This is a genomic window from Rhodococcus sp. NPDC080181 (genome assembly GCF_040702225.1).
In the GTDB taxonomy this organism is placed as follows: Bacteria; Actinomycetota; Actinomycetes; order Mycobacteriales; family Mycobacteriaceae; genus Rhodococcoides; species Rhodococcoides fascians.
Window position 1 is genome coordinate 239,286 of sequence record NZ_JBFBKN010000005.1, and the last position, 26,101, is coordinate 265,386.

22 protein-coding genes are annotated in these 26,101 nt (G+C 65.5%); 13 read left to right on the plus strand and 9 right to left on the minus strand.

Going from position 1 to position 26,101, the window contains the following annotated elements; all coding sequences use genetic code 11:
- Positions 1-5: 5 nt before the first annotated feature.
- Together AB0O58_RS08530 and hemE are read right to left on the minus strand one after the other, a co-directional pair.
- Complete coding sequence (locus AB0O58_RS08530; protein ID WP_057474673.1) at positions 6-1,361, minus strand: protoporphyrinogen oxidase; 1,356 nt, start codon at positions 1,359-1,361, stop codon at positions 6-8.
- Positions 1,358-2,431, minus strand: coding sequence for a uroporphyrinogen decarboxylase (gene hemE, locus AB0O58_RS08535; RefSeq protein WP_366238105.1), 1,074 nt, complete (start codon positions 2,429-2,431; stop codon positions 1,358-1,360). The genes AB0O58_RS08530 and hemE overlap by 4 nt, the downstream gene beginning before the upstream one ends.
- A 164-nt stretch (positions 2,432-2,595) precedes the next feature.
- Between hemE and AB0O58_RS08540 the strand changes: the two genes are divergently transcribed.
- The 8 genes from AB0O58_RS08540 (at position 2,596) to AB0O58_RS08575 (ending at position 12,789) form a co-directional block, all read left to right on the plus strand.
- Complete coding sequence (locus AB0O58_RS08540; RefSeq protein WP_027496917.1) at positions 2,596-3,195, plus strand: DUF3000 domain-containing protein; 600 nt, start codon at positions 2,596-2,598, stop codon at positions 3,193-3,195.
- 59 nt (positions 3,196-3,254) lie between these two features.
- Positions 3,255-4,535 (plus strand): ribonuclease D, encoded by a 1,281-nt coding sequence (locus tag AB0O58_RS08545; protein ID WP_027496916.1) that lies wholly within the window; start codon positions 3,255-3,257, stop codon positions 4,533-4,535.
- 72 nt (positions 4,536-4,607) lie between these two features.
- Positions 4,608-5,834: a thiolase family protein gene (locus tag AB0O58_RS08550; RefSeq protein WP_032365064.1), complete on the plus strand. Its 1,227-nt coding sequence runs from the start codon at positions 4,608-4,610 to the stop codon at positions 5,832-5,834.
- Complete coding sequence (locus tag AB0O58_RS08555) at positions 5,831-7,936, plus strand: 3-hydroxyacyl-CoA dehydrogenase NAD-binding domain-containing protein (protein WP_032372518.1); 2,106 nt, start codon at positions 5,831-5,833, stop codon at positions 7,934-7,936. The genes AB0O58_RS08550 and AB0O58_RS08555 overlap by 4 nt, the downstream gene beginning before the upstream one ends.
- Positions 7,937-8,033: 97 nt before the next feature.
- Positions 8,034-8,894: an RNA polymerase sigma factor SigJ gene (sigJ, locus tag AB0O58_RS08560; protein WP_283551212.1), complete on the plus strand. Its 861-nt coding sequence runs from the start codon at positions 8,034-8,036 to the stop codon at positions 8,892-8,894.
- Between the two features lie 92 nt (positions 8,895-8,986).
- Complete coding sequence (locus AB0O58_RS08565; RefSeq protein WP_366238106.1) at positions 8,987-9,745, plus strand: SDR family oxidoreductase; 759 nt, start codon at positions 8,987-8,989, stop codon at positions 9,743-9,745.
- 218 nt (positions 9,746-9,963) lie between these two features.
- Positions 9,964-11,361 carry a sugar porter family MFS transporter gene (locus tag AB0O58_RS08570; RefSeq protein WP_222086629.1) on the plus strand — a complete coding sequence of 466 codons (1,398 nt, stop codon included), beginning with the start codon at positions 9,964-9,966 and terminating at the stop codon, positions 11,359-11,361.
- Between the two features lie 99 nt (positions 11,362-11,460).
- Positions 11,461-12,789, plus strand: a complete 1,329-nt coding sequence (locus tag AB0O58_RS08575; protein ID WP_366238107.1) for an MFS transporter — start codon at positions 11,461-11,463, stop codon at positions 12,787-12,789.
- Here the strand turns inward: AB0O58_RS08575 and dxs are convergent.
- Positions 12,776-14,656 carry a 1-deoxy-D-xylulose-5-phosphate synthase gene (gene dxs, locus AB0O58_RS08580; protein ID WP_027496908.1) on the minus strand — a complete coding sequence of 627 codons (1,881 nt, stop codon included), beginning with the start codon at positions 14,654-14,656 and terminating at the stop codon, positions 12,776-12,778. The two genes, AB0O58_RS08575 and dxs, sit on opposite strands and share 14 nt — an antisense overlap.
- 180 nt (positions 14,657-14,836) lie before the next feature.
- Here dxs and glsA point away from each other — a divergent pair, with 180 nt between their 5' ends.
- A complete protein-coding gene (gene glsA, locus AB0O58_RS08585) occupies positions 14,837-16,663 on the plus strand; it encodes a glutaminase A (RefSeq protein ID WP_366238108.1) in 1,827 nt (608 codons plus the stop codon).
- A gap of 42 nt (positions 16,664-16,705) precedes the next feature.
- Here the strand turns inward: glsA and AB0O58_RS08590 are convergent, their stop codons facing one another.
- Both AB0O58_RS08590 and AB0O58_RS08595 read right to left on the minus strand, forming a co-directional pair.
- Complete coding sequence (locus AB0O58_RS08590) at positions 16,706-17,464, minus strand: anti-sigma factor (RefSeq protein WP_032365057.1); 759 nt, start codon at positions 17,462-17,464, stop codon at positions 16,706-16,708.
- A complete protein-coding gene (locus AB0O58_RS08595; protein WP_027496905.1) occupies positions 17,461-18,216 on the minus strand; it encodes a sigma-70 family RNA polymerase sigma factor in 756 nt (251 codons plus the stop codon). Before AB0O58_RS08595 ends, AB0O58_RS08590 begins: the two co-directional genes overlap by 4 nt.
- 164 nt (positions 18,217-18,380) lie before the next feature.
- On the opposite strand from AB0O58_RS08595, the gene AB0O58_RS08600 reads away from it, so the two are divergent.
- Positions 18,381-19,394 carry a daunorubicin resistance protein DrrA family ABC transporter ATP-binding protein gene (locus tag AB0O58_RS08600; RefSeq protein WP_045841783.1) on the plus strand — a complete coding sequence of 338 codons (1,014 nt, stop codon included), beginning with the start codon at positions 18,381-18,383 and terminating at the stop codon, positions 19,392-19,394.
- A complete protein-coding gene (locus AB0O58_RS08605; RefSeq protein ID WP_094643156.1) occupies positions 19,391-20,230 on the plus strand; it encodes an ABC transporter permease in 840 nt (279 codons plus the stop codon). The genes AB0O58_RS08600 and AB0O58_RS08605 overlap by 4 nt, the downstream gene beginning before the upstream one ends.
- Before the next feature lie 22 nt (positions 20,231-20,252).
- On the opposite strand, the gene AB0O58_RS08610 is transcribed toward AB0O58_RS08605, so the two are convergent.
- Positions 20,253-20,774 (minus strand): CGNR zinc finger domain-containing protein, encoded by a 522-nt coding sequence (locus tag AB0O58_RS08610; RefSeq protein WP_027496903.1) that lies wholly within the window; start codon positions 20,772-20,774, stop codon positions 20,253-20,255.
- A gap of 25 nt (positions 20,775-20,799) precedes the next feature.
- Between AB0O58_RS08610 and AB0O58_RS08615 the strand changes: the two genes are divergently transcribed.
- Positions 20,800-20,997 (plus strand): hypothetical protein, encoded by a 198-nt coding sequence (locus AB0O58_RS08615; RefSeq protein WP_037219315.1) that lies wholly within the window; start codon positions 20,800-20,802, stop codon positions 20,995-20,997.
- On the opposite strand, the gene AB0O58_RS08620 is transcribed toward AB0O58_RS08615, so the two are convergent.
- From AB0O58_RS08620 to AB0O58_RS08630, 3 genes are read right to left on the minus strand one after another with little or no spacing between them, the layout of a single operon-like run.
- Positions 20,949-21,944: an iron-siderophore ABC transporter substrate-binding protein gene (locus AB0O58_RS08620; RefSeq protein WP_052073644.1), complete on the minus strand. Its 996-nt coding sequence runs from the start codon at positions 21,942-21,944 to the stop codon at positions 20,949-20,951. The genes AB0O58_RS08615 and AB0O58_RS08620 overlap by 49 nt on opposite strands.
- A 44-nt stretch (positions 21,945-21,988) precedes the next feature.
- The gene (locus tag AB0O58_RS08625; protein WP_366238109.1) at positions 21,989-23,260 is read right to left on the minus strand and encodes a TRAM domain-containing protein; all 1,272 of its coding nucleotides are present in this window, start codon (positions 23,258-23,260) and stop codon (positions 21,989-21,991) included.
- On the minus strand, positions 23,257-25,254 hold the full coding sequence (locus tag AB0O58_RS08630) for an APC family permease (RefSeq protein ID WP_366238110.1): 1,998 nt from the start codon (positions 25,252-25,254) through the stop codon (positions 23,257-23,259). Before AB0O58_RS08630 ends, AB0O58_RS08625 begins: the two co-directional genes overlap by 4 nt.
- A 180-nt stretch (positions 25,255-25,434) precedes the next feature.
- Between AB0O58_RS08630 and AB0O58_RS08635 the strand changes: the two genes are divergently transcribed.
- The gene (locus AB0O58_RS08635; RefSeq protein WP_027496899.1) at positions 25,435-26,100 is read left to right on the plus strand and encodes a TrkA family potassium uptake protein; all 666 of its coding nucleotides are present in this window, start codon (positions 25,435-25,437) and stop codon (positions 26,098-26,100) included.
- The last annotated feature ends 1 nt before the right edge of the window (position 26,101 follow it).

Below are 26,101 nucleotides of genomic sequence, written 5' to 3' on the forward strand. Positions count from 1 at the left end.
GGCCCCTATCGTGCCACCTCGACCAGACGGGCGGCAGCGGTGGTGGCGGACGCAATACAGGCCGGTACCCCGACGCCGCGCTGCCACGCTCCGGTCACGGCGAGCCCGGCGAGTTCGGACACTCCGGATTCGATGGCGGCGACGCGGTCGAGGTGTCCGGGAGCGTACTGGGGCAATCCGCCCGGCCACCTCTGGACGGTCACTGCCAGCGGCCGGGTGCCGATACCCGAGACCGTGGCCAGGTCGGCGAGCGCGACGTCGATCGTGTCCTCGTCGGATCGCTGCGCGGCAGTGTCGTCGCCGAAACGCCCGAGCGAGGCTCGCAGCAGTACCGCGTCACGCTGGGCCAGGTGCGGCCACTTTCGACTGGACAGCGTGAACGCCTTCACGTCCAGCCCCGCGTCCGTCGCCACCAGAATTCCCGAATTCTGCGGCAGCTCGGTCGACGTCGGAAACGCCATCGCCACGACCGTCGACGACGCAAGTTCGATCTCACGGGCCGCGCGCGACGCGTCCGGTGCGAGGTCTGTGATGAGATCGGCCAGTATCGGTGCCGGTACCGCCAGCACGACCCCGTCGACCACACCCACCCGATCGACGAACCAGCCGCCCGACTCACGGCGGATCTCGCCGACGCTCGTCTCGCGCAGAACGCGAGCGTCGGTGGCTGTAACCAAAGCGTCGAGCAGCACCGCGTAGCCGTCCCGGAGTCCACCGAACACCGGCCCCGGGGACGGAGTCGGGAGTGCCTTCAGCACAGCCTCGGTCAGGTTCGCCGCGCCGTTGTCCAACGCAGCGGCCAGCGTCGGCAGCGCAGCACGGACACCGATGGAGCTCGCCGAACCGGAGTAGACCCCGCCGAGCAGTGGATCGACCGAACGGCTCACCACCTGGTTCCCGAAACGTGTGCCCACGAGATCGGCCACGCTGGCATCGGAGCCCCGGACCCATCGAAACGGCCGCTCGGTCTCGGTGTCGATGATGTGCAGCTCGGACGGATCGACCAGCTCTCGGACGGACTCCGCCGACGACGGGATACCCATGAGGGTGCCCACCGGAAGTGGATGAGTGCGTCCACCGGAGAAGACGAGCGGTCGCACCGTCGACGGGTGCACGAGCTGATCGGTGAGCCCCAGTTCCGCAAGCAGGGCGGGCACCTCCGGACGGCGCCCGATGAACGCCTCGGCACCGACATCGAGCGACTGATCGCCGACCGAGGTGGTGCGCAGGGTGCCGCCCACCCGGGACGATGCCTCGACCACGGTGATCTCAGCGTCGGGCCCGCACGCCTGCCGCAGGCGATACGCCGCGATGAGGCCGGAAATTCCGCCGCCCACGACGGCGTAACGCCGGACGGTCACAACGAATGCACCAACGCGACGACCCGAGTCAGGATGTCGGGATCGGTATCGGGAAGCACGCCGTGGCCGAGATTGAACACGTGGCCGCGGGCACCGGCCGCGATCGCACGATCCGCCTCGGCGGCAATGCGTCGGACCTCGGCCTCGACTGCGTCCCAGCCCGCGAACAGCACTGCGGGATCGAGATTGCCTTGCAGGGCCTTGCCGTGGCCCACCCGGTGCACCGCGTCGTCGAGCGGAATCCGCCAGTCGACCCCGACCACGTCGGCACCGGCCTCGCCCATCGCACCGAGGAGTTCTCCGGTGCCGACCCCGAAGTGGATCTTCGGGACGCCGGCCGAGGACACGGCGTCGAACACTCGTGTCGAGTGCGGCAATACGTACTCGCGGTAATCGGCGAGCGAGAGTGTACCCGCCCAGGAGTCGAACACCTGAACGGCGTCGACGCCCGCAGCCAGCTGGGCCTGCAGAAAGGTGATCGTGGTGGAGGCCAATGCGTCGAGCAAGGCGTGCCACGTGGCCGGGTCGGACCGCATCAGAGCTTTGGTCTTCTCGTGATTGCGGCTCGGACCACCCTCGACCAGGTACGACGCAAGGGTGAAGGGTGCGCCGGCAAATCCGATCAGCGGGGTGGTTCCCAGCTCACGAGTGAGAATGCGGACGGCGTCGGCCACAGGCCGCACCTGGTCGGAGGTGAGGACGGGCAGAGCCGCGACGTCCGCAGCCGAACGCACCGGATGCGCAACCACCGGTCCGGTACCGGCGACGATGTCGAGATCGATGCCCGCGGCTTTGAGCGGAACCACGATGTCGGAGAAGAGGATCGCTGCGTCGACGTCGTGACGACGTACGGGCTGCAGGGTGATCTCGGCGACCAGATCGGGCCGGAAGCACGAGTCCAACATCCCGATGCCTGCACGGATCTTGCGGTATTCCGGGAGGGACCTGCCGGCCTGACGCATGAACCACACCGGCCGCCTCGACGTCGGTCGGCCGTCGATCGCGGCCAGAAACGGTGCCTCCGGAAGTTCTCGTCGGGCGGGGGCTGCGGTGTGCGATTCGGCGTTCATCACCGTCCATGCTGCCACGTGCGACAACCGCCGCTACCCTCGAGGGCGAGACACTCATCGCAGTTCAGGACACTCGGATCGTTCGACGGACGCTCGGCGCAGTTCGATCACGGCTCGGCGCGCCTCCATCGCAGGACAACGTGACGCGTCTAACGTCCGGTGACGTGACCGAGCACCGATCTGACGCCGAACCTGCGCCTTTCCGCGCCGCCATCGACGCGATGCATCGGGCGCAGGTACACCCGGCGATCGAAATCGGTCCGATTCGGCCGCCGCAGAGACTCGCTCCCTACAGCTATGCGATCGGTGCCGAGGTCAAGCACGCCGACTCCGAGCAGATCGACGAACAGAGCGACGGCGACGCGTTCGGCCGTCTGATCCTGTTGTACGACCCCGACGGTGCCGAGGCCTGGAACGGCACTCACCGCCTGGTCGCGTACATCCAGGCCGACGTGGACGAGTCCCTCGCCGACGATCCACTGCTCCCCGAGGTCGGCTGGAGTTGGCTGGTCGATGCCCTCGAATCGCGATCGGAACCGTTGAACGCGCTCGGCGGCACGGTCACCTCGACCAGCTCGGTTCGGTACGGCGACATCGCCGGCCCGCCGAAGGCTCACCAACTCGAACTTCGCGCGTCCTGGACGGCGACCTCGGAGGATCTCTCGACCCACGTCGAGGCGTTCTGCGAGGTGCTCGCCTACGCCGCGGGCCTGCCGCCCGCGGGCATCACCACCCTCGGGCAGCGCAGTTCCAGTCGGACATAGCAGTTCCAGTCGTACATAGTTGCCGGTCCGTTCGGCCCCAGGGCCTAGAGTCACATCTCATGTCAGCCGAGAGTTCCCCGGACGCCGCGTCGGATGTAGAAGCGAACGAGCCTGTCGCCGTTCCGTTGTTGGCCCCCGCTGACGGGGTTCCCGACGTCGTCGACACCGCCGATGCCGTTCGCGCAGCCGCAGAGGCACTTGCCGCAGGCCACGGGCCCCTCGCTGTCGACGCCGAGCGCGCGTCCGGCTTCCGCTACTCCCAACGTGCGTACCTCGTGCAGTTCCGCCGCCGCGGCGCAGGCACCGTGTTGCTCGACCCCATTCCCGTCACCGGCGACCTCGCACCCCTGGCCGAGGTCATCAACCCGCTCGAATGGGTATTGCACTCCGCGGACCAGGACCTGCCCGGTCTCGCCGAACTGGGGCTCGTCCCCGCCACGCTGTACGACACCGAACTCGCCGGCCGCCTGGCCGGATTCGACCGCGTCGGCCTCGGTGCGATAGTCGAGCGAACCCTCGGCCTGGCCCTGCAGAAGGGGCACGGCGCGGCCGACTGGTCTACCCGACCCCTCCCCGACACCTGGCTCAACTACGCCGCCCTCGACGTCGAAGTTCTGCTCGAGCTGCGAGACGCGATGGCCACCGAACTCGAGGCACAGGGCAAAACCGAGTGGGCAGCACAGGAGTTCGCCCACATCCTCGCCCTGGGCCCGCCCAAACCGAAAACCGACAGATGGCGTCGGACATCGGGAATCCATGCGATCAAGTCACCACGAACGTTGGCTGCCGTCCGCGAATTGTGGACCACCCGAGACGAATTGGCGGCCAAACGTGACGTAGCACCGAGCCGGGTCCTGCCCGACTCGGCGATCGTCGCCGCGGCGACGGCCGATCCGAAGTCCTCACGCGAACTCGAACAGCTACCCGTCTTCGGCGGCCCCCGTCAGCGTCGGTCCTCTCGGTTGTGGGCCTCGGCCCTGACCCGAGCACGGGCGCTGCCCACCGCGGAATTGCCGTCGATGGCGGCGTCGTTCGACGGGCCGCCACCGGTCAACCGATGGGCCCGCCGCGATCCGGACGCAGCGGCCCGACTCGCCGACGTGCGAGCGGCGATGACCGAGCTCAGCGAGTCGGTATCGGTGCCGGTCGAGAACCTCCTGATGCCGGACCTGCTACGCCGATTGGTATGGGATTGGCGGACTCCCGACGACGACGCTCTCGATCCAGAAGCTCTCATCGATACTCGCCTGACCGAAGGAGGGGCGCGGCCCTGGCAACGCTCGCTGGTGGTACCGGTTCTGACGAAGGCACTGCACCCTTCCCAAGTTACCGACGGGTAATACCCGCTACAGTGGGTGGCGCGTCCGGGCACCCGGACGAGTCGTCCGCATCTGTCGGGAGGATCGAAAAGCGTGTCTGTACCCCCGTCCACCAGCTCACAGAGGAATGTTGTCTTCGTCGACGGCATCCGTACCCCGTTCGGCAAAGCAGGCCCCAAGGGCATGTACGCCGACACTCGCGCAGACGACCTCGTCGTCAAAGCAATACGCGAGCTTCTCCGCAAGAACCCCAATCTTCCTCCCGAGCGCATCGACGAGGTCGCGATCGCTGCGACCACACAGACCGGCGATCAGGGCCTGACCATCGGCCGGACGTCCGCTCTCCTGGCCGGGCTCCCCCGCAGCGTCCCGGGATTTGCGATCGACCGCATGTGCGCAGGTGCGATGACTTCGGTGACCACCACCGGATCGGGAATCGGATTCGGCCAGTACGACGTCGTCATCGCCGGCGGAGTCGAGCACATGGGCCGCCACCCGATGGGTGAGGGTGTCGACCCCAACCCGCGCTTCCTCGCCGACAAGCTCGTCGATCCCAGTGCACTGGTGATGGGCAACACCGCCGAGAACCTGCACGACCGGTTCCCGAGCATCACCAAGGACCGCACCGACGCCTACGCCGTCGCCAGCCAGAACAAGTACGACGCGGCCAAGAAAGCCGGCTACATCGCCGACACTCTCGTTCCGGTCGCCACCAAATCCGCCGCAGGATGGGGCCTGGCTACCGAGGACGAGCCACCTCGCCCCGGCACCACCGTCGACGATCTCGCCAAGCTCAAGACACCGTTCCGGCCCGCAGGACGAGTGACCGCAGGCAATGCCGCCGGCCTCAACGACGGCGCCACCGCGGCGATCCTCGCCGGTGAGGACACCGCGCACGAGCTCGGCCTGAACATCGGGATGCGGATGGTCGGCTTCAGCTTCGCCGGCGTCGATCCCGCCGTCATGGGCATCGGCCCGGTTCCCGCAACCGAAAAGTTGCTCGGCCGAACCGGATTGAGCATCGACGACATCGGCCTGTTCGAGATCAACGAGGCCTTCGCCATCCAGGTTCTCGCCTTCCTCGAGCACTACGGCATCGCCGACGACGACCCCCGCGTCAACCAGTGGGGCGGCGCCATCGCGTGTGGCCACCCGCTCGCTTCCTCGGGCGTCCGCCTTATGACGCAGCTCAGTCGTCAGTTCGCCCAGCAACCCGACGTCCGCTACGGCCTGACGACCATGTGCATCGGTCTCGGCATGGGCGGCACCGTCATCTGGGAGAACCCCAACCACGCTGACTACTCAGGAGCCAAGGCATGAGTGACATCACGACGGCGTTCGAGGACGAGGTAGTCACGAACGCGTTCACCAAGATCGTGTCCGTACCGGGGCTCGACGGCTCCATCGCACTGGTGACCCTGGACAACGGCTTCGATCACACCAAGCCGTCGACCTTCGGTCCCGGCGGACTCGCCAAGTTCGACGCCGCACTGGACGAAGCGTTCGCAGCGAACCCGGTGGCCATCGCCGTCACCGGCAAGCCGTTCATCTTCGCCGTCGGTGCCGACCTCAACGGTGTGCCGAACATCAAGAGCAAAGATGAGGCGCTGCAGATCGGACAGCTGGGCCACAAGGTCTTCCGCCGCCTGCGGGAGTCGACGGTTCCCACGTTCGCCTTCATCAACGGTGCCGCACTCGGCGGTGGCCTCGAAGTGGGACTGCACTCGCACTACCGCACCGTCGCGGAGAACGCCGCCGCGCTCGGCCTACCCGAGGCCTTCCTCGGCCTGGTACCGGGATGGGGCGGAACTCAGTTGCTGCCCAACATCATCGGAGCCTCGAACGCGGTCACCGTCGTCATCGAGAACGCACTGAACCAGAACCGCGTCCTCAAGCCGCAGCAGGCACTCGACCTCGGCATCGCCGACGCCCTCTTCGGCGGAGCCGACTTCCTCGAGCAGTCCCTCGCGTGGGCCGCTCAGGTCATCAAGGGCGAGGTCGTCCCCCACCGTCCCGAGATCGACCGCGGTCAGGCCTGGGACGACGCCATCGCCCGTGCCCGGGGCATCGTGGCCGGCAAGACCGGCAATTTCGCACCGGGACCGGTCGCTGCCGTCGACCTGCTCGAGCTCGCCAAGAACACCGACATCACCGATTCCTCGTCTCTCGACAAGGCCTTCGCGGCCGAGGACGACGCGCTGTCGACGCTGTTGGTCAAGGACGAGTTGCGTGCCGGTTTGTACGCCTTCGACTTGGTTCAGAAGCGCGCGAAGCGTCCCGCCGGTGCGCCCGACAAGTCGCTCGCGCGCAAGATCTCCGGCGTCGGCATCGTCGGTGCCGGTCTGATGGCCAGCCAGCTCGCGTTGCTGTTCGTGCGCCAACTGAAGGTGCCGGTGATCCTCACCGACATCGATCAGGAGCGCATCGACAAGGGTGTCGGCTACGTTCACAGCGAGATCGACAAGCTGCTCGGCAAGAAGCGTCTGTCCCCCGACGCCGCAAATCGGTTGAAGGCGTTGGTGTCCGGATCGATCGACAAGTCCGCATTCGCGAACACCGACTTCGTCATCGAGGCCGTGTTCGAGAACCTGGACGTCAAGAAGAAGGTGTTCGCCGAGGTCGAAGAATTCGTCTCTGCCGAAACGATTCTCGCGACCAACACCTCGTCGCTGTCGATCACGAAGATGGCGGCCGACCTGAAGCACCCCGAGCGCGTGGTGGGCTTCCACTTCTTCAACCCGGTCGCGGTGCTTCCGCTGCTCGAGGTCGTCAAGGGCGAGAAGACCGACGATGCCACACTCGCAACAGCATTCGCCACCGCGAAAACTCTGAAGAAGTCTGCCGTGCTGTCGGCGGATCTCCCCGGATTCGTCTTCAACCGGCTGGTCACTCGTGCGTCCAACGAGATCATCAGCGCGATCGACGAGGGCACCCCGTTCGATGTGGCAGACGGCGCTGTGGGCGAACTCGGCATGCCGATGAGCCCGCTGACGTTGCTGGCACTCGTCGGACCGGCCGTCGCTCTGCACACCGCGGAAACGCTGGCCGAGGCATACCCGGAGCGATTCAAGGACTCCGCCGGATTCCGTGCGCTCGTCGAGGCGAAGAAGCCGGGCGTGTGGACCTACGGACCCGAGGGCCAGGTCGTCGACCCCGAGGTGGCCGCACTGTGGCCGCAGGGTGATTCACCGTCGACGGCCGAACAGGTTCTCGAGCGAACCCGTAACGCCTTCGCTGACGAGATCAAGATCATGCTCGACGAAGGCGTCGTCGCGGCGGCCCAGGACATCGACCTGTGCCTGCTGCTGGGCGGCGGCTTCGGATTCTGGAACGGCGGCATCACTCCGTACCTGGATCGCAGCGGCGCGTCCGAGGCCGCGACCGGTCAGCGCTTCCTCGCGCCCGGTGTAGCCGGCGTCTAGCTCTACCCGCCGAGTTCGAGGTTATGGACGGATTTCTCCTGATTTTCGTCCATAACCTCGAACTCGGCTTTTTCGTGTCGGGATAAGGTCTGATCCGATGAACAGCGAACGCAGTCGGTTGATCGGCATCGCCTATCGAATGCTGGGTTCCTACAGCGACGCCGAGGACGCAGCATCGGAAGCGCTGCTCCGCTGGTACCGACTCACCGACGCCGAACGTGACGCCATCGACGTCCCCCGTGCGTGGCTCACCCGCGTCGTCGGCCGCATCTGTCTGGACCTGCTCGGATCCGCCCGCGTACGCCGGGAACACTATGTGGGGCAATGGCTTCCCGAACCCGTCCGAGCCCTTGCGACCGGCGACGACGGCACATCGAACCCGGCCGACCGCGTCGCCCTCCACGAGTCCGTCGGCCTGGCGTTGCTCGTCGTTCTGGACTCACTGAGCCCGGCAGAACGTGTCGCGTTCGTGCTGCACGATGCATTCGCGATTCCATTCGACGACATCGCGAACGTTCTCGGTCGGACCCCCGCCGCCTGCCGCCAACTGGCCTCGGCCGCCCGGCGACGGGTGCACGACGATCGCCGCGGCCCCAGCGCTCCCGACACCCACGACCGCGTCGTCCGCGCTTTCGTGGCTGCCGCCGCCGGCGGAGATCTCGATGCGCTCGTCGCACTGCTCGCCCCCGACGTCACCCTCGTCAGTGACGGCGGCGGACGAGTGGCGGCGGCCCGCAACCCGGTTCGCGGGGCCGATCGGGTCGCCCGCTTCGTTCTGGGTATCAGCGTCAAGTCCACCGACCTCGACCGGTCGATCGAATCGGTCAACGGCCTGACCGGGATAGTCCTCCGCCGACACGGTGTGGTCACCGGTGTGATCGGTTTCCGCACCGATTCCGCCGTGGTCACCGACGTGTGGATCGTGCTCAACCCGGAGAAACTTCGACACTGGTCGTGACGGCCATACATTCTCGTGGGCTACGTCGTCAGTGCAGGTGAGGCCCGAACTCCTCGAGCCGATCGACTCCGAACAGGACAGGTGGACACACGATGAAGATCGCCGTAGCCGGTGGAACAGGGACCGTCGGAACGCATGTCGTAGACGTGGCGCGTGAGCGTGGGCACGAGGTCGTCGTGCTGTCGCGGTCGGCCGGTGTCGACCTCGTCGACGGGACCGGCCTGTCCGACGCTCTGTCCGACGCTCTGGCCGGCGTCGACGCCGTCGTCGATGTCGCGTCGACACAAACGGTCTCGGCGAAGGAATCGACGGCGTTCTTCTCCGCCGTCACCCGCAACCTGCTGGCGGCCGAGATCGAGGCCGGAGTCGGCCACCATGTGGCGCTGTCCATCGTGGGGATAGACAAGGCTCCGCACTCGTACTACGCCGGAAAAGTCGAGCAGGAGAACATGATTCGGTCCGGGTCGGTGCCGTGGACGATCCTGCGAGCCACTCAATTCCACGAATTCGCCGCTCAGATCCGTGCACGCGCGTCGTTCGGTCCGGTGAGCATCGTCCCGAAGATGGTCTCGCAACCGATTGCTGCCCGCGAGGTCGCCGAACGACTGATCGACCTGGCGGAGCACTCCCCCGCGGGCCGCGTTGCCGACCTCGGCGGACCGAGGGAAGAGCGGATGGCCGAGATGGTGCGGCGCTATGCACGTGCCATCGGTGCCCGTGGCCTGGTGCTCGAGGTCCCGATTCCCGGCGCATACGGTCGCGCGATGCGAGACGGAACGCTGGTCACCACGACCGGTTCGGATCACGGTTTCCAGACCTTCGATCAGTGGTCGGCCACCCAGGCGCGATAGCCACCTGCCGCCGAACTCGAAGCTATGGACGACTTACAGCAGTTTTCCGTCCGCAACTTCGAGTTCGACAGCGCGATATCGGACTTCTCGCCTATTTCGGCAATTGGATTGCTGCACGCCACGAATATCGAGGCGATTTCGCTCCCATTCCGTGTGTGCGAGGACGAAGATGGCGATGACCACCATGGACGCTGTTCACCCGAAAGCTGGTTCATGCCATGACGCAATCGACCGATCGGCACACCGCAAAGGTCATCGGAGTCACCATCGCCGCCGCTGTCGGCGGGTTTCTGTTCGGATTCGATTCCTCCGTCGTCAACGGTGCAGTCGACTCGATCCAGCAGAATTTCGCTCTGTCGTCGTTCGTCACGGGGTTCGCGGTCGCAATCGCGCTACTCGGGTGCGCGGTCGGAGCCTGGTTCGCCGGTCGCCTGGCCGACAGTTGGGGCCGCAAGAAGGTGATGCTGCTCGGCTCTGCCCTGTTCACCATTTCCTCGGTGGGGTCCGGGTTCGCCTTCAGCGTCCCCGATCTGATGTTGTGGAGGGTCCTCGGCGGGCTGGGTATCGGAATTGCATCGGTGATCGCGCCCGCGTACATCTCGGAGATAGCACCGGCTCGCTATCGCGGTGGATTGGCATCGCTGCAGCAATTGGCAATCACCGTCGGAATCTTTGCCGCGCTGCTCTCGGATGCGGTTCTTCAGAACGCGGCAGGCGGACCGTCGAACGATCTGTGGTTCGGCCTCGAAGCGTGGCGGTGGATGTTCCTGGTCGGCGTCGCGCCCGCATTGGTCTACGGATTTCTCGCGACACTGATTCCAGAATCACCTCGGTACCTGGTGGGTAAACACCTCGACGAGGAAGCTGCACGCATTCTGGGCGACATCACCGGCGAAGTGAACCCCGACGAACGCATCCGGGAAATTCGCCTGACTCTCCGGCGAGAATCCAAATCCTCGTTCGCCGATATCCGAGGACCCAAATTCGGTCTGCAGCCGATCGTGTGGGTCGGTATCACGATGGCGATTCTGCAGCAGTTCGTCGGGATCAACGCGATCTTCTACTACTCGACGACGCTGTGGAAGTCGGTGGGCTTCAGCGAGAATCAATCGTTCGTCACGTCGGTGATCACGTCCGTCATCAATGTGTCGATGACATTCGTCGCAATCTTGTTCGTCGATCGCTTCGGTCGCCGAAATCTGTTGATGATCGGCTCGATCGGCATGTTCGTCGGTTTGGTCCTGGCCGCAGTCTCGTTCACGCAAGCCGTCGGAAGCGGCGACCAACTGGAATTGCCGTCGCCGTGGGGCCCGGTCGCGCTCGTCGGCGCAAATCTGTTCGTGGTCTTCTTCGCAGCAACATGGGGACCGATCATGTGGGTGATGCTCGGGGAGATGTTCCCCAATCGAATGCGTGCAGTGGCGTTGGGCATCAGTACCGCCGCGAACTGGATAGCGAATTTCGCCATCACATTGGCATTCCCGCCGTTGTCCGACACCATCGGACTCGGCTTCATCTACTCGTTCTTCGCGCTGTTCGCTCTCCTTTCCTTCTTCTTCGTCAAATACAAGATCACCGAGACCAAGGGGATGGAACTCGAAGAGATGGGCGTCTGAATCGAGGTTGTCCGAACGACGGCGGGTCCGCGGTTCTCTCGACCGATAAGGCAGGGTGGGGGTGCACTCTGTCGGTCGATCTGCCGTCGAAAGTAGGACATGAAGCTTCGTATCGCTTGCGCCGTGGGCACCGTCGTGGTGTTCGGACTGAGCCTGCGCCTGCTGTTCGGCAGTACGTCGGCACTCACCTCCGACATCGCCGAGTTCTACTCCGCGAACTCGACATCCATGGCGTTGCTGACCACGGGCCCAGTGATCTGCCTCGGTGTATTCGCCGCCACCGCACGCTATTTCGTGCGCCGGGTCCCTGCCACGCACGTTCTTGTGGTGTGCCTGTCCCTGGTGGCCGTCGGCACAGCTGTACGCGCGGTGCCGTCGTGGCCGATCCTCGTGGTCGGCACTCTCGTCGCGGCGGCGGGTATCGCGGTCGCGAATGTGTTGGGTCCGGTTTTCGTCCGTCTGGTGGTACGAGAGTGGAGCCTGTCGGAACGACCCAGGGGCAGGGAGTGGAGCCTGTCGGAACGACCCAGGGGCAGGGAGTGGAGTTCGATAGGTGAACCCGATGCGGCGGCGGGGCGACGACTGGGGTTGTTGACCGGGGTGTTGACCGCTGTGATCAGTGCCAGTGCGGGAGTGGCGTCGGGAGTGTCCGTTCCGTTGGCCGAGGCCTTCGACGGTGGTTGGCGGATTGTTCTGGGGCTGTGGTCGATTCCGGTCGTGTTGGCCGCCGGATGTATGGCGATCTTCGGGCGAACGCTGTCGCGCGGGCGGTCGGTTGCCGGGTCGGCGACACTCCCCGACGACGCTCCTGGGAGTCGCACGGGGGTTCTGACATCGCCCGTGGCGTGGTCGTTGACGGCATTCATGGGTTTGCAGTCGCTGATGGCGTATTCGATGATCGCGTGGTTACCTACGATCTTTCGTGACCGCGGGGTGGACGCGCGTGATGCCGGTCTGCTGTTGACGGCATTGTCGGTCAGCAGCGTGCTGACTGCATTGACGGTTCCGAGCCTCGCGACCAGGTTGGGGAATCAGAGCGCGTTGGCGGTCGCCGTGACGCTACCGACGTGCGTGGGCCTGCTCGGGATAGTGTCGTCGGCCGATTCCTGGGCCCTGGTGTGGGCGGTACTGCTCGGTTTGGGGCAGGGCGGGCAGTTGTCGCTCGCGCTGACGCTGATGAACCTGCGGGCCGCGAACGCCCGTGATGCTGCGTCGCTCAGTTCCATGGCGCAGACGGTCGGATACGTGTTGGCTGCTGCCGGTCCGCTGGTGTGCGGGGCCGTTCATTCGGCGACGCAGCGGTGGGAACCGTCGATTGTGTTTCTTCTGGTGGTGACGATCCCCATGGCTGCAGCAGGTGCGGTGGCCGGCCGCCGCGTCGTGGTCGGAAGCGAGGCGGAGCCGGCCGACGCCGTCAGAGGCTCTTGACCCAATGCGAAACTTGCTGCACCACGGTTTCGCAGGTGAGTCCGAACTCGTGGTGCAGTTGCTCCCGAGATGCGTGGTCCAGGAATCGTTGCGGCACACCGAGATCGCGGCAGGGCACGTCGACACCGGCACCGCGCAGCGCGGCCGAGAGCGTCGAACCTATCCCGCCGTGCAGGCCGCTGTCCTCGACGGTGACCACCAACCGGTAGTCCTCGGCCATCTTGAGCAGCGACTGCGGGACCGGGAGCACCCAGCGTGGATCCACGACGGCAACCGAAATACCCTCTGCTTCCAGCTTTTTCGCGGCGTCGAGGGCGAGCGACCCGAACACCCCGACGGCAACGATCAGCACGTCGCCGGTGGCCTCGGACGGCTCGGTCAGCACGTCGAGTATTCCGTCCAACCTGCGCACCGCAGGCACCGTCTCGGTGACCGCGCCCTTCGGGAAGCGAAGAGCCGTAGGGCCGTCCGAGGTGGCGATCGCCTCGGCCAGCTCCTCTCGAAGAGTGGCGGCGTCTCGTGGCGCTGCCACCTTCATGCCCGGAACGATGCCGAGTAGAGACATGTCCCACATGCCGTTGTGGGACGCGCCGTCGGCACCGGTGACTCCCGCGCGATCCAACACGATGGTGACGGGAAGACCCAACAGGGCGACGTCCATCAGCAGTTGATCGAACGCGCGGTTGAGGAACGTGGAGTAGATGGCGACCACGGGATGCATGCCGCCGAGCGCAAGCCCGGCGGCCGACGTCATCGCATGCTGCTCGGCGATACCCACGTCGAACATTCGGTCCGGAAACCGCACCCCGAACGCCGCGAGCCCGGTGGGCGCGGCCATTGCGGCGGTGATGGCCACGACGTCCTCGTTCTGCTCGCCCTGCTCGATCAGCGCCGCCGAGAACACCGACGTCCAATCCGGAGCCGATTTGGATCGGGCCAGGCCGGTCGCAGGATCGATGACGCCGGTGGCGTGCATCTGGTCGGCTACGTCGTTCTCGGCATGGATGTAGCCCATGCCCTTGCGCGTCACCGCGTGCACGATGACCGGGCCGCCGTACGCCTTGGCTCTGCGCAGTGCCGATTCCATGGCGTGCTGGTCGTGACCGTCCACCGGGCCCAGGTACTTGATGCCGAGATCGGTGAACATGACCTGCGGGCTGATGGCGTCCTTCACTCCGGCTTTCATGCCGTGCAGCATCGTGTAGGCGGCGCGGCCGACGACGGGGATCCGTCGTACGATCCGGCGGCCGTTGTCGAGAATCTTCTCGTATCCCGGCTGCAGTCGCAGAGCTGCCAGGTGATCGGCCAGCCCGCCGATGGTCGGGGCGTACGAACGGCCGTTGTCGTTGACGACGATCACCAGCGACCGGTCTCGGCCGGCGGCGATGTTGTTGAGCGCCTCCCAGCACATACCGCCCGTCAGCGCGCCGTCACCGACCACAGCCACGACATGCCGGTCGGTCTCTCCCTTGAGGGCGAACGCTTTGGCCAACCCGTCTGCATACGACAAGGATGCCGATGCGTGCGAGGACTCGACCCAGTCGTGTTCGCTCTCGACCCGAGACGGATAGCCCGACAGCCCGCCCTGCTTGCGGAGTGTATCGAACATTCCTGCGCGTCCGGTGAGCATCTTGTGCACGTAGGCCTGGTGGCCCGTGTCGAAGATGACCGGATCACGCGGTGAGTCGAAGGTGCGGTGGATCGCCAGAGTCAGCTCCACCACTCCCAGATTGGGACCGAGGTGGCCCCCTGTTGCCGATACCTTCTCGACCAGGAAGGCGCGGATCTCGCGAGCCAGTTCGGCCAGCTCCGCACTATCGAGGTCGCGCAAGTCCTCGGGCGTCTGAATTCGCGCTAGGACACCCAACGAGATCGCTCCCTCCGGCCGGAAAACATATTCGAAAAACCAGTCTACGGAGTGGCTGCACCCAGCCGCCCCGTCCAGCATTGTCTCGCCGACACTACCGTCGAGTAGGCAGGTGCCCGGGGTCAGTCGCCCCTAACCTCGAATACGCTCGAAACGGACACCCGACATACAGTGTCGCCCATGAGCAACGTCGTCGATGCCATCCTGACCCGGGTTCACGAACTGTGCCGGGACGACGCGTCGGGACAGGTTGCCGACTACATCCCCGAACTCGCAGCCGTGACGCCGGACGGCTTCGGTATCGCCCTGACGACCACCGACGGCTACCTGTACGAAGTCGGCGACACGAGGATGCCGTTCACCATCCAATCCATCTCGAAACCCTTCACCTATGCACTCGCGCTGGCCGACCGCGGGCTCGACGTCGTCGCGGGCAAGATCGACGTCGAACCCTCGGGTGAGCCGTTCAACGAGATCAGCCTGGACCCCGTCACGGAGCGGCCCCGAAACCCGATGATCAACGCGGGTGCGATCACGTCCGCGTCGCTCATCGCCGGCCGCACCGCGGAGGAACGATTCGAGCGCATTCGAGCGTCGTATTCCCGGTATGCAGGAAGGTCTCTGAGCTTCAACGACGCGGTGTATCGATCCGAAGCGCGCACCGGACACCGCAATCGCGCCATCGGCTACATGCTGCGGTCCTTCGGCATCATCGACCACGATCCGGAGGCCGCCGTCGACCTGTACTTCCGCCAGTGCTCGATCGACGTCACGGCGGCGGATCTGGCCATGATGGCCGCCACGATGGCCAACAACGGAGTCAATCCCCACACCAAGGAGCGCGCCCTGGCACCCGCACTGGTCGAACGCGTGCTGTCGGTGATGACGACCTGTGGGATGTACGACGGCGCAGGCGACTGGGTGGCGCGGGTGGGTATGCCGGCCAAGAGTGGGGTCGGCGGCGGCATCCTGGCGGTGCTTCCCGGGCAGATGGGCATCGCCGTCTACTCCCCCCGCCTCGATTCGCACGGCAACAGCGTGCGCGGCGTTGCTGCCTGCCGAGAACTCTCCACCACACTCGAATTGCACTTTCTACATGTCACTCGGGCCGCGAAGTCGTCGATTCGACGTCGGTACGTTCTCACCGAGGCACCGTCGCGAAAACGACGATCCGAGATCGAACAGGCCACACTCGCTGCAGTCGGCGACCGGGCGCGGGTCTACGAGTTGCACGGGGACCTGCTGTTCTCGGGTGCCGAGACAGCGGTCCGCGAGATCGGCAACCTCGACCGGAATCTCGATGCACTCGTCATCGACGTTCGTGGCGTCGACGAGGTGAGCGACATCGCCCGTTCGATGTTCGAGGACCTACGCCGCGATCTCGCCGACCACGGCTGTGTGGTGTGCCTGGTGGATCCCAGAGCCATCATGGGCCACACGACGTCGAGCCTGGACCCGAACGATCCGGCGGGCCGGGTGTACTCGAGTCTGAGCTCGGCCATCCAGTGGGCCGAGAACCTGCTGCTCGATCGGCACTGCTCCGGCGCGCGGCAACCGGCAGAGATCACTCCGGCCGAGCACCCGTTGCTCGCCGGTCTGTCCACCGAGCAATTCGACTCGGTGACTCCCTATCTGGAGAAACGTCACTACGCACGGGGCGACGTCATCGTTCACCGTGGTGCGCCTGCAGCGGGTCTGTTCTTGATCCTGCGCGGAGAAGTGACATCGACGGCCGTGTCCGCAGACGGGGGCACACACCGCATCACGACGCTCTCCCCCGGGATGAGCTTCGGCGAGATGCCGCTGCTGATGTCGGTGCCGTTCCTGCTGGACATGGTGGCCGACACCCCGGTCGATCTGGTGGTCGTGTCGGTATCGCACTTCGAGGCACTGACTCGGGACGCCCCGGAAGTGAAGCTGGCGCTACTGGAAAATCTGGCCAGCGGCGCGTACGGCCAGATGGCGTCCGTCGTCAAGACGCTCGGGCGGTTCGACATCGGCTTCTGATCCGACTGTCGAACCGCCCGAGTGGACGTGCATGGCCCCTGATCAGGCGTCGAGCGTGATCATAGTGAGGACCTCGGTGGGCTGCGCCGAGCCGCCGGCAGGCTCGAGCGAGAACGCGAAGTTGGTCGACGCTCCCATGCCGTCCACCACGGTGCCGTCGCTCGACGTGAGCTGATCCTCGGTGACAACGCCGGCGGAGCGCGGCGCACCGTCGACGAACCACATCTGGTAGACCCGGCCCGACGGCGGCTCCGGGACACCGTCCAGAGTCACCACGACCGCATCTCGGCTCAGCGAGTACGACACCTTTGCAGTGCCGCCACCCGGGAACTCCGCAGACGCCTCACGAGCGTCGGGCGCTGCGACGATCTGCTCGGCCTGGGAAGGCTGCGGGTCCGAGCCCATGGTCTGCGTGACGACGACTACACCACCGACTGCGACGACGATCGCGGCAGCCGCGGACACCATCGAGTATCGCCACGTCTTGGAGCGCTCACGTCGGTGCCGGTGCAGCGGAGTGACGTTCGGCGGAAGTTCTCGGACCGTCGGCTCCTGATCGCTCGCGGCGACACGCGCTAGCACGGCCTCCCGCACGCGTTCGGGTGCGGGAGTCGCGTCTGCCGCCGCAGCCAACGCCAGCGTTTCGTGAATCTCACCCACGAGGATGTCGAATTGTGCCCGGGTCGTCTCGTCGACGCGGATTCGCTCGGATTCGATGGCGCGCCGCTCGGACTCGCTCATCGCGTGGAGGGCATAGACCTCCGCTTCGTCCAGCAGTCGTTGCCGTGACGCTTCACTCATTGCGGGATCACCCCCAGGCATGTCTTCAACTTGATCAATCCATCTCGTATGCGCGATTTGATCGTCGGCACGGCCACCCCGAGCCGTTCGGCAACCTCGCGATAGGTGTACCCGCTGTAATAAGCCATTCGTACCGACTCGCTCTGCGTATCGGTCAGAGTGTCGAGACAGGCCACGACCGCCTCCGATTCGAGCCGCTGGGTCACCGTCTCGAGTACCTCGTCGTGCTCGGGTGTGTGACTCACGGCACCGTACGCCGCCTCGCGGTCGGTACCCGACTGTTCGCTACGTACCCGATCGACCGCCCGGCGATGTGCCAGCGTCATGATCCACGCCAGCGGACTCCCCTGGCTCGGATCGTAATTCGGTGCCGCACGCCAGATCTGGAGGAACACCTCCTGCGCGGTCTCCTCGCTGTACCCCGGATCGCGAAGCACGCGCACCACCATCCCGTACACACGGGAGGACGTGGCGTCGTACAGCTCGGCGAAGGCCGACCGGTCGCCCTGGGCAACGGCGGCCATCAGGCGACGGAGACGGTCCGTCTCCTCGGCACGCAGATTCTTCAGCTGGGGGCTCGGTACTGCGCACACCGCATCCTCGACCGAGGTGCTGTCCTCGGACTCGGGCGGCGTTCGGTCACGGCCGGTGCCCGCAGATCCGGAAGCGTCGGAGAACGGCACGCTCATCGGACTGTCGTCCCAGCAGACGGGTTCATGATCGAGTTCATCGATCATGACACTAGTGGTCATGTAGCCCTCATATCGAAACCTCCGCGTTTTCCCGCCGCAGTACATATTCGGAACAAACACCCCGAGGGATGGTCCGCGACCGAAATTCGTTTGCGCAGAATTGGACCGGGCTTCATCCTGGGTGCGAGAATCGGACAAACGCGGGCAATCGGGCGGACAGCTCGATGGAGGGACGGACACGCATGACGGCCATCGAAACCCACGGGCTCGTCAAACATTTCGGCACCACCGCCGCAGTCGACGGCGTGGATCTGTCGATCCCGTCCGGCGGGGTGTACGGCGTACTCGGACCCAACGGGGCCGGGAAAACCACGACCATCCGGATGCTGGCGACACTTCTTCCGATAGACGGCGGCAGCGCACGAGTCCTGGGACACGACGTGGCAACCGAGCCGGAGGCCGTTCGCCGAAAAGTCTCTCTCACGGGTCAATTCGCCTCGCTCGACGAGGATCTGACCGGCACCGAGAATCTCGTTCTGCTGGCGCGGCTGCTCGGCTACTCACGTCCGGCCGCCCGAGCGCGCGCTGATCAACTGTTGACAGCATTCGACATCGCCGACGCCGGACCGCGACAGGTCAAGACCTACTCCGGTGGCATGCGCAGGCGCATCGACATCGCGGCGAGCATCATCGTCACCCCCGAGCTGATCTTTCTCGACGAACCCACCACCGGCCTGGACCCGCGCAGTCGCAATCACGTCTGGGAGATCGTCCGAGCACTGGTGGCAGGCGGCACGACGGTACTGCTGACGACGCAGTATCTCGACGAGGCCGACCACCTGGCCGGGCGCGTGGCGGTGATCGACCACGGCAAAGTCATCGCCGAGGGCACGACGGGCGAGCTGAAGGCATCGGTGGGATCGAACTCACTGCACCTGCGCGTGCTCGATGCCGGGCACCGGAATGCCGCGGCGAGAATCGTTCGAGATCTGGTCGGCAGCACCGTGACCGAGGACGCCGACCCGTTCACCGTGTCCGCACGACTGGACAATCCGGCGCAGGCGGCACCGATCCTTCCTGCTCTCGAATCCGCCGGAATCGCCATCGCATCCTTCACCCTCGGTCAGCCGAGTCTGGACGAGGTGTTCCTGGCGCTGACCGGGCACGACGCGGGAGCGGGAGTGGAGCCGGTGGGTGCGAAAAAAGCTGAAATCGACAACGGGGAGATCGCGTCATGAACACCGAGGCCCAACGATCCGCCCCACAGGCGTCGACGATCATCGATGTTCTCTCAGCCGCAGGTCCGAGGCCGGAGCGTCCGTCGTCGCTGTCGACCTCGCTGAGTTTCGGCTGGCGGGCGTTGCTGAAGATCAAGCACGTACCGGAGCAGTTGTTCGACGTGACGGCGTTTCCGATCATGTTCACGCTGTTGTTCACGTACCTGTTCGGTGGCGCTCTGGCCGGTTCGACCGACGCGTACATCCAGTTTCTGCTGCCGGGCATCCTGGTGCAGACCGTGGTGATGATCACGATGTACACCGGCGTAACGATGAACAAGGACATCGAGAAGGGTGTGTTCGACCGGTTCCGATCGTTGCCGATCTGGCGTCCGTCGCCGCTGGTCGGTGCGTTGCTGGGTGACGTCGTGCGCTACACGTTGGCGTCGGTGATCGTACTGATCTTGGGGCTGATTCTCGGTTTCCGGCCGCAAGGCGGGCTGCTCGGTGTGATCGCATCGATAGTGCTGTTGCTCGTGTTCTCGTTCTGCCTGTCCTGGATCTGGACGATGATCGCCATGATCGTGCGCACCGAGGCAGCCGTGATGGGGATGTCGATGTTCATCCTGTTTCCGCTGACGTTCGCGAGCAACATCTTCGTCGACCCCAACACGATGCCGGGGTGGCTTCGTGCGTTCGTCGACGTCAACCCGGTCAGCTTTCTGGTGACGTCACTTCGAGGCCTGATGCAGGGCGATGTCGACACCGGCCAACTCGGAGTGACTCTGGTGCTGTCGGCGGCAATGCTGGCGATCTTCGGACCGATCACGATGCGGCTGTACAACCGCAAGTCCTGATCCGCGCCTCCCGGTGCAAGCGTCAGGATGCGGCGCGGGCTCGGTGTCGGCGGACTGCGTCCCGGTTCGAGCACACGGTTCCGCAGTACCGCTGCCGTCCGGTGCGTGAGGTGTCGGCGAAGGCGGTCGTGCAGTCGGCTGCGGCGCACCGATGGAGTCTGTCCATTCCGCGACCGGTCAAGTGCAGCGCGGTACCGACACCGACCAGTGCCCTGATGACGCCACCCAACGCGATGTTGGGATCGCGATAGTGCATGTGCCAGCCGTCGTCGGCATGGTTGGTCAACCGTGGGTACGCGGATGCCTGTGCAAGGAGGGCGTTCAGGGCCTCGGCCCGCTCCTCGGCTGTCTCTGCATCCACCACGCGAGCCCACTCGCGGAGGAACTCGAGTGTGTCCGCGAGATCGGCGTCGGTGGCAGTCCAGTCGGGAACGAGGCCGGCGTCGATGCAGCGGGCCCCCAATTCGCTCGGCGACGTGGGTGGCCGGTTGAGGAGGTCGATGCCCAGTTTCACGGCATATTCCCCGTAAGGGTTGATGTGCACAAGACCATTACATCACAGTGGATGCATGGACATCGAACACAGCACACACTCCTGGACCACCCGCTCGCTGCACGACACCAGCGAAGGCCTCGTCGGCTACCAGGGCTGCCACTGCGGAGCTCAACGCATCGTCTCGGTACCCGCGCAGACGTTCGCCCCGGTTGCCGAAGTGGATCACCCCAGCACGTTCGCCACCGCAGGCACCACCGTGTCGAGTGCATAGCCGATGGACAGCGCCGAGTTGGTGGCGTAGGACTTCGCGACTTCCGGGTCGTCGAACACGACGTAGCGGCCGTCCGCGACAGCCGGAATCCGTTGGAACAGCGGATTGTCGGTCACCTCGGACGGCGCCTTCTGGATGGGGAAGACGATCAGTACGTCGGCGTCGAGCAGGTCGAGCTCCTCCCCGGAAATCGGAACCGAGAAGCCGCGCGGCGGAAGAGAATCGATGGCCGGGCTGGTGACGAAGCCGAGCTTCTTCATGAACTCGAGTCGACTGTTCGACGAGATGTATGCGCCGTATCCGGTGCCGCTGTAGGCCCCGACCACCGCTGTCTTGCCGGCGAATTCCGGATGGGCAGCGGCCGCTGCATCGAAACGGTCGGCGATTCCTGCGAGCAGCGCGTCCCCTTCGGACTGCTTGCCGAGTGCCGTGGCCACCATCGTGACCTGCTGCTCGAGCGTTGTCAGGTAGTTGTCCGCCCCCGCCGGTATACCCACCGTCGGAGCAATGGCGGACAGCGTGGCGTACCGATCGGCGTCACCGGAGCTCTTGGTGTCGAGGATCAGATCCGGCTCCAGCGCCGCGACCTGCTCGAACGACGGCTCCTGCGTCCCGATGATCTGCGGTGGTGCGTCGTAGAGCCCGGCCGCCCACGGACCGACGCCGTCGCCGCCGAAGGCGAGCCAGTCGCTCGCACCGACCGGTGAGACACCGAGCGCGAGTGCGGTTTCCGCGTCGCCCCAGCCGAGCGCGACGACGCGCTGCGGGGCACTGTCGACGGTCACGCCGCCGAACTCGGTATCGATCGTGACGGGGAACGCAGCCGCCGTTCCGTCGGACGGTGCCTCCGATCCGGGTCCGTCGTCCCCGCCCGACCCACACGAGACGACGGCGGTCAGGAACAGCAGGGCGACCGACACAGCACCGACGGTGCGACGAATTCTCACCCGAGAAACGGTACGTCAGACTCGCCAAGATTGGTGAGGCAACCCTATTTACGGACGAAGCGGCCGATACATTCGACGTGGCTGGTCAGAGGAAATGCGTCGAACGCGCGCACGTCCGTCAGCTCGTAACCGGCTGCCCGGTAGAGGCTCGCGTCCCGCGCGAACGATGCCGGATCGCAGCCGATATGGACGATCGTGCGGGGAGACCGCGTCGCGAGACCTTCGATGACGTCGCGTCCGGCACCGGCTCGCGGCGGATCGAGTACCGCCACCGCCACCGATTCCGGCAACGAATCCATCGATCGCTCGACCCGGCCCGGCGCGAACGAGACCTGAGCAAGGTCGTGCAGCGCCGAACGCCCGTCCTCGGCGGCCCGGCGCGAGAACTCGACGCTGGTGACTCGTCCGCTCGATCCCACCCGCTCGGCGAGAGCCGCCGCGAACACGCCGACACCGCCGTAGAGATCCCATGCGCCGTCACCCGGATCGGCGTCCGCCCAGTCGCGCACGACGTCGGTGTACACCTGGGCCGCTCCCTTGTGCGCCTGCCAGAAGCCGGTGGCATCGAGTGTCCACGGCCGCGCCGAGACGAATTCGGTGACGCGACCCGAGCCGATGACAGCCTTTTCCGGCCTGGTCCGGGACGACGCCGCTCGACGCGCCGACGCACCGCGGCGGCCCGGAGACCGGCGTCCGGTTCGCGTCAACTGGGCCGGTGCCACCTCCACCACATGGCGTTCACCCGTACCGTCGAGGACCACCTGCAATTCGGCACCTGCGCGCCACTCACGGTCCGACAATCCGTCGAACGCAACTGGATCCATTTGCGGGCACGACAACTCCGTGACGATCGAACTGCTTCGATAGCGGTGGTAGCCGGGCCGTCCACCCGAATCCACTGCCAGCCGAACGCGGGTCCGCCATCCGGTGCCGTCGCCGGTGCCCGGCAACTCCTCGACCGGAACGTCCCTCTCGATGCCCGCGACGCGGCGCAGCTGTTCGGCGACGACGGAGGACTTGAGTCGACGACCGGCTTCGGGGATCGCGTGAGAATAGTCGCAGCATCCCGAACCACCGGGGCCGGAGATGGGGCAGCGAGCGTCGATGCGGTCCGGCGACGCGGTGAGGATCTCGATCGCGTCGGCGCGGCAGAACGACCCACCGCGATCCTCGGTCACCTTGGCCATGACGCGTTCCCCCGGTAGCCCGTGGCGGACGAACACCACCCGACCTTCGTGACGGGCCACGCAGAACCCACCGTGTCCGGGAGCACCCAGTTCGACGTCGAGCACCAGCCCGAACCAGTTCTCGGTCATTTGCCCGCCGGCGGTTCGTAGCCGCGACGCGATGCACCCGGCGCATTTCCGAGCACCTCGCGCCTGGCCTTCTCCGACGAGCGCAGCTGCCACGGAACGCTGGTGACCATCACGCCGGGTTGGAACAGCAGTCGGGACTTCAATCTCAGCGCACTCTGGTTGTGCAGGACCTGCTCCCACCAGTGACCGACGACGTACTCGGGGATGAAGACGGTCACCACATCACGTGGTGAGTCGCGTCGAACTCGTTTGACGTAGTCCAGAACCGGCTTGGTGACTTCGCGGTAGGGCGATTCGACGACCTTCAGGGGTACCGAGACGTCACTGGCCTCCCATTCACGTACCAATGCTCGAGTGTCCACCTCGTCGACGTTGACGGTGACCGCTTCGAGAGTGTCGGGCCTGGTCGCGCGTGCGTAGGCGAGAGCCCGCAGGGTCGGCATGTGCAGCTTGGACACCAGCACGATCGAGTGCGTGCGGCTGGGTAGTACGCCGTCCCATACCTCGTTCTCCAGCTCGCGCGCCACGGTGTCGTAGTGCTTTCTGATCATCCGCATCAGGATGAAGATGGCCACCATCGCCACGATCGCAATCCAGGCTCCGGCAGCGAACTTGGTGATCAACACGATCACGAGAACGGTCGCCGTCATGGCCAGACCGACGCTGTTGACCACCCGCGAGCGCTGCATCCTGCCGCGCTGCTCGCCATCGGTCTCGGTTCGGAGCAGGCGGGTCCAGTGCCGGATCATGCCGGTCTGGCTCAGAGTGAACGAGACGAACACACCCACGATGTAGAGCTGGATGAGCTTGGTGACCTCTGCTCCGAACACCACGACGAACACGATGGCTGCGCCGGACAGGAACAGAATGCCGTTACTGAAGGCAAGGCGATCGCCGCGTGTGTGCAACTGTCGGGGTAGATACCGGTCCTGAGCGAGCACCGAGCCCAGCACGGGGAAGCCGTTGAATGCCGTGTTCGCGGCGAGTACCAGGATCAACGCCGTCACGGCGGTGATGAAGAAGAACCCAACGGGGAACCCGCTGAACACTGCCTCCGCCAACTGCGCGATCAACGTCTTCTGGTGGTAGCCATCCGGTGCCCCGATCAGCTGCGTCTCCGGGTCCATCGCGTACTTGATGCCGATCTTCTGCGCCAGCACGATGATGCCCATCAACAACGTGATGCCGATACCGCCGAGCAGCAACAGCGTGGTTGCCGCGTTACGGGACTTGGGCTTCTCGAAGGCAGGCACCCCGTTACTGATGGCCTCGACTCCGGTCAGCGCCGCGCAACCCGACGAGAACGCCCGCGCGACGAGGAACGCGAACGCGATCCCGTACAGATGCGAGTCCTCGGCTTTCAGATCGAACGTCGCCGACTCGGCGTGAATGTCGTCTCCGAGCACGTAGACCCGGAACAACCCGTAGCCCAACATCAGGAACATGCCGCCCATGAAGGCGTATGTGGGAATGGCGAACGCGGCACCCGACTCGCGGATACCGCGCAGGTTGATCGACGTGATGAACACGATGGCCACCACCGCGAACAGCACCTTGTGCTGCGCGACGAAGGGCACGGCCGAACCGATGTTCGACGCGGCCGCCGAAATGGAGACCGCCACGGTCAGCACGTAGTCCACCAACAATGCACTACCCACGGTCAGACCCGCCGCAGGACTGAGGTTGGTGGTCGCGACCTCGTAATCACCACCGCCGGACGGGTAGGCGTGCACGTTCTGCCGGTAGCTGGCGACCACCACCGCCATCACGACACAGACCGCGAGACCGATCCACGGAGTGAACGTGAGCGCCGATATCCCGGCCACGGACAACACCAGGAAGATCTCTTCGGGTGCGTACGCAACCGAGGACATGGCGTCCGAGGCGAACACCGGTAGCGCGATTCGCTTGGGTAGCAAGGTATGACCGAGCTTGTCGCTGCGGAACGGCTTACCGAGAACCAGCCGCTTTGCGGCAGTCGAGACCTTGGACACGATCAGAAGCGTAGGCCGTCGGGTCGCCGTCGGCGCAACCACGCGCCCTTTGACTTCCATCCGATGCCCACCCACGGTCGAGCCGGTGACGAATCCCCGATACGTTGGTGCTCGCATGCACACGGTGGCAATGTCGTCGGCAGTGTTGGTCGGCAATCGAGATCGGGACGGAGCTGGGCGTTGTACGTAGTTGTGATGGGGTGTGGCCGTGTCGGCGCATCGCTGGCCGGAGCGCTCGAGCGCATCGGGCACGAGGTGGCGATCATCGACCGCGACGAAACCGCGTTTCTGCGCCTCGACCCCGACTTCGGCGGGCATCGAGTAGTCGGTATGGGATTCGACCGAGATGTGTTGGTGCGCGCCGGAATCGAGAAGGCGGAGGCATTCGCAGCCGTATCCTCCGGTGACAATTCCAACATCATCTCCGCGCGCGTCGCGCGCGAGACGTTCGGCGTCGAGAAGGTCGTCGCCAGGATCTACGACGCCAAACGCGCCGCCGTGTACGAGCGCCTCGGTATTCCGACCGTGGCCACCGTGCCGTGGGCGACCGACCGGTTTCTGCACAATCTTCTGCGGGACGACCCCACCACCAAGTGGCGAGATCCGTCCGGGAGCGTCGCGGTGGTGCTGCTCGACTTCCACGATGCGTGGATCGGCAAGAAACTGTCGGTACTCGAGGATGCGACCCGGTCGCGGGCCGCGTTCGTCATCCGTTTCGGCACAGGACTGCTGCCCGACAAGCGCACCGTGATCCAGGCAGGCGACGAGGTGTACGTCGCTGCCGTCTCCGGGACCGTCGCCGAGGCCATCGCATTGGCCGGCAATCCGCCGCCGTCGGACGACTGAT

Bases quoted from the DNA above. Each gene is read 5' to 3' on its own strand.
- hemE (WP_366238105.1), bottom strand. From the start codon at position 2,431: ATGAACGCCGAATCGCACACCGCAGCCCCCGCCCGACGAGAACTTCCG.
- AB0O58_RS08545 (WP_027496916.1), top strand. From the start codon at position 3,255: ATGTCAGCCGAGAGTTCCCCGGACGCCGCGTCGGATGTAGAAGCGAAC.
- AB0O58_RS08555 (WP_032372518.1), top strand. From the start codon at position 5,831: ATGAGTGACATCACGACGGCGTTCGAGGACGAGGTAGTCACGAACGCG.
- sigJ (WP_283551212.1), top strand. From the start codon at position 8,034: ATGAACAGCGAACGCAGTCGGTTGATCGGCATCGCCTATCGAATGCTG.
- AB0O58_RS08565 (WP_366238106.1), top strand. From the start codon at position 8,987: ATGAAGATCGCCGTAGCCGGTGGAACAGGGACCGTCGGAACGCATGTC.
- AB0O58_RS08570 (WP_222086629.1), top strand. From the start codon at position 9,964: ATGACGCAATCGACCGATCGGCACACCGCAAAGGTCATCGGAGTCACC.
- AB0O58_RS08575 (WP_366238107.1), top strand. From the start codon at position 11,461: ATGAAGCTTCGTATCGCTTGCGCCGTGGGCACCGTCGTGGTGTTCGGA.
- glsA (WP_366238108.1), top strand. From the start codon at position 14,837: ATGAGCAACGTCGTCGATGCCATCCTGACCCGGGTTCACGAACTGTGC.
- AB0O58_RS08590 (WP_032365057.1), bottom strand. From the start codon at position 17,464: ATGAGTGAAGCGTCACGGCAACGACTGCTGGACGAAGCGGAGGTCTAT.
- AB0O58_RS08595 (WP_027496905.1), bottom strand. From the start codon at position 18,216: ATGACCACTAGTGTCATGATCGATGAACTCGATCATGAACCCGTCTGC.
- AB0O58_RS08600 (WP_045841783.1), top strand. From the start codon at position 18,381: ATGGAGGGACGGACACGCATGACGGCCATCGAAACCCACGGGCTCGTC.
- AB0O58_RS08605 (WP_094643156.1), top strand. From the start codon at position 19,391: ATGAACACCGAGGCCCAACGATCCGCCCCACAGGCGTCGACGATCATC.
- AB0O58_RS08615 (WP_037219315.1), top strand. From the start codon at position 20,800: ATGGACATCGAACACAGCACACACTCCTGGACCACCCGCTCGCTGCAC.
- AB0O58_RS08625 (WP_366238109.1), bottom strand. From the start codon at position 23,260: ATGACCGAGAACTGGTTCGGGCTGGTGCTCGACGTCGAACTGGGTGCT.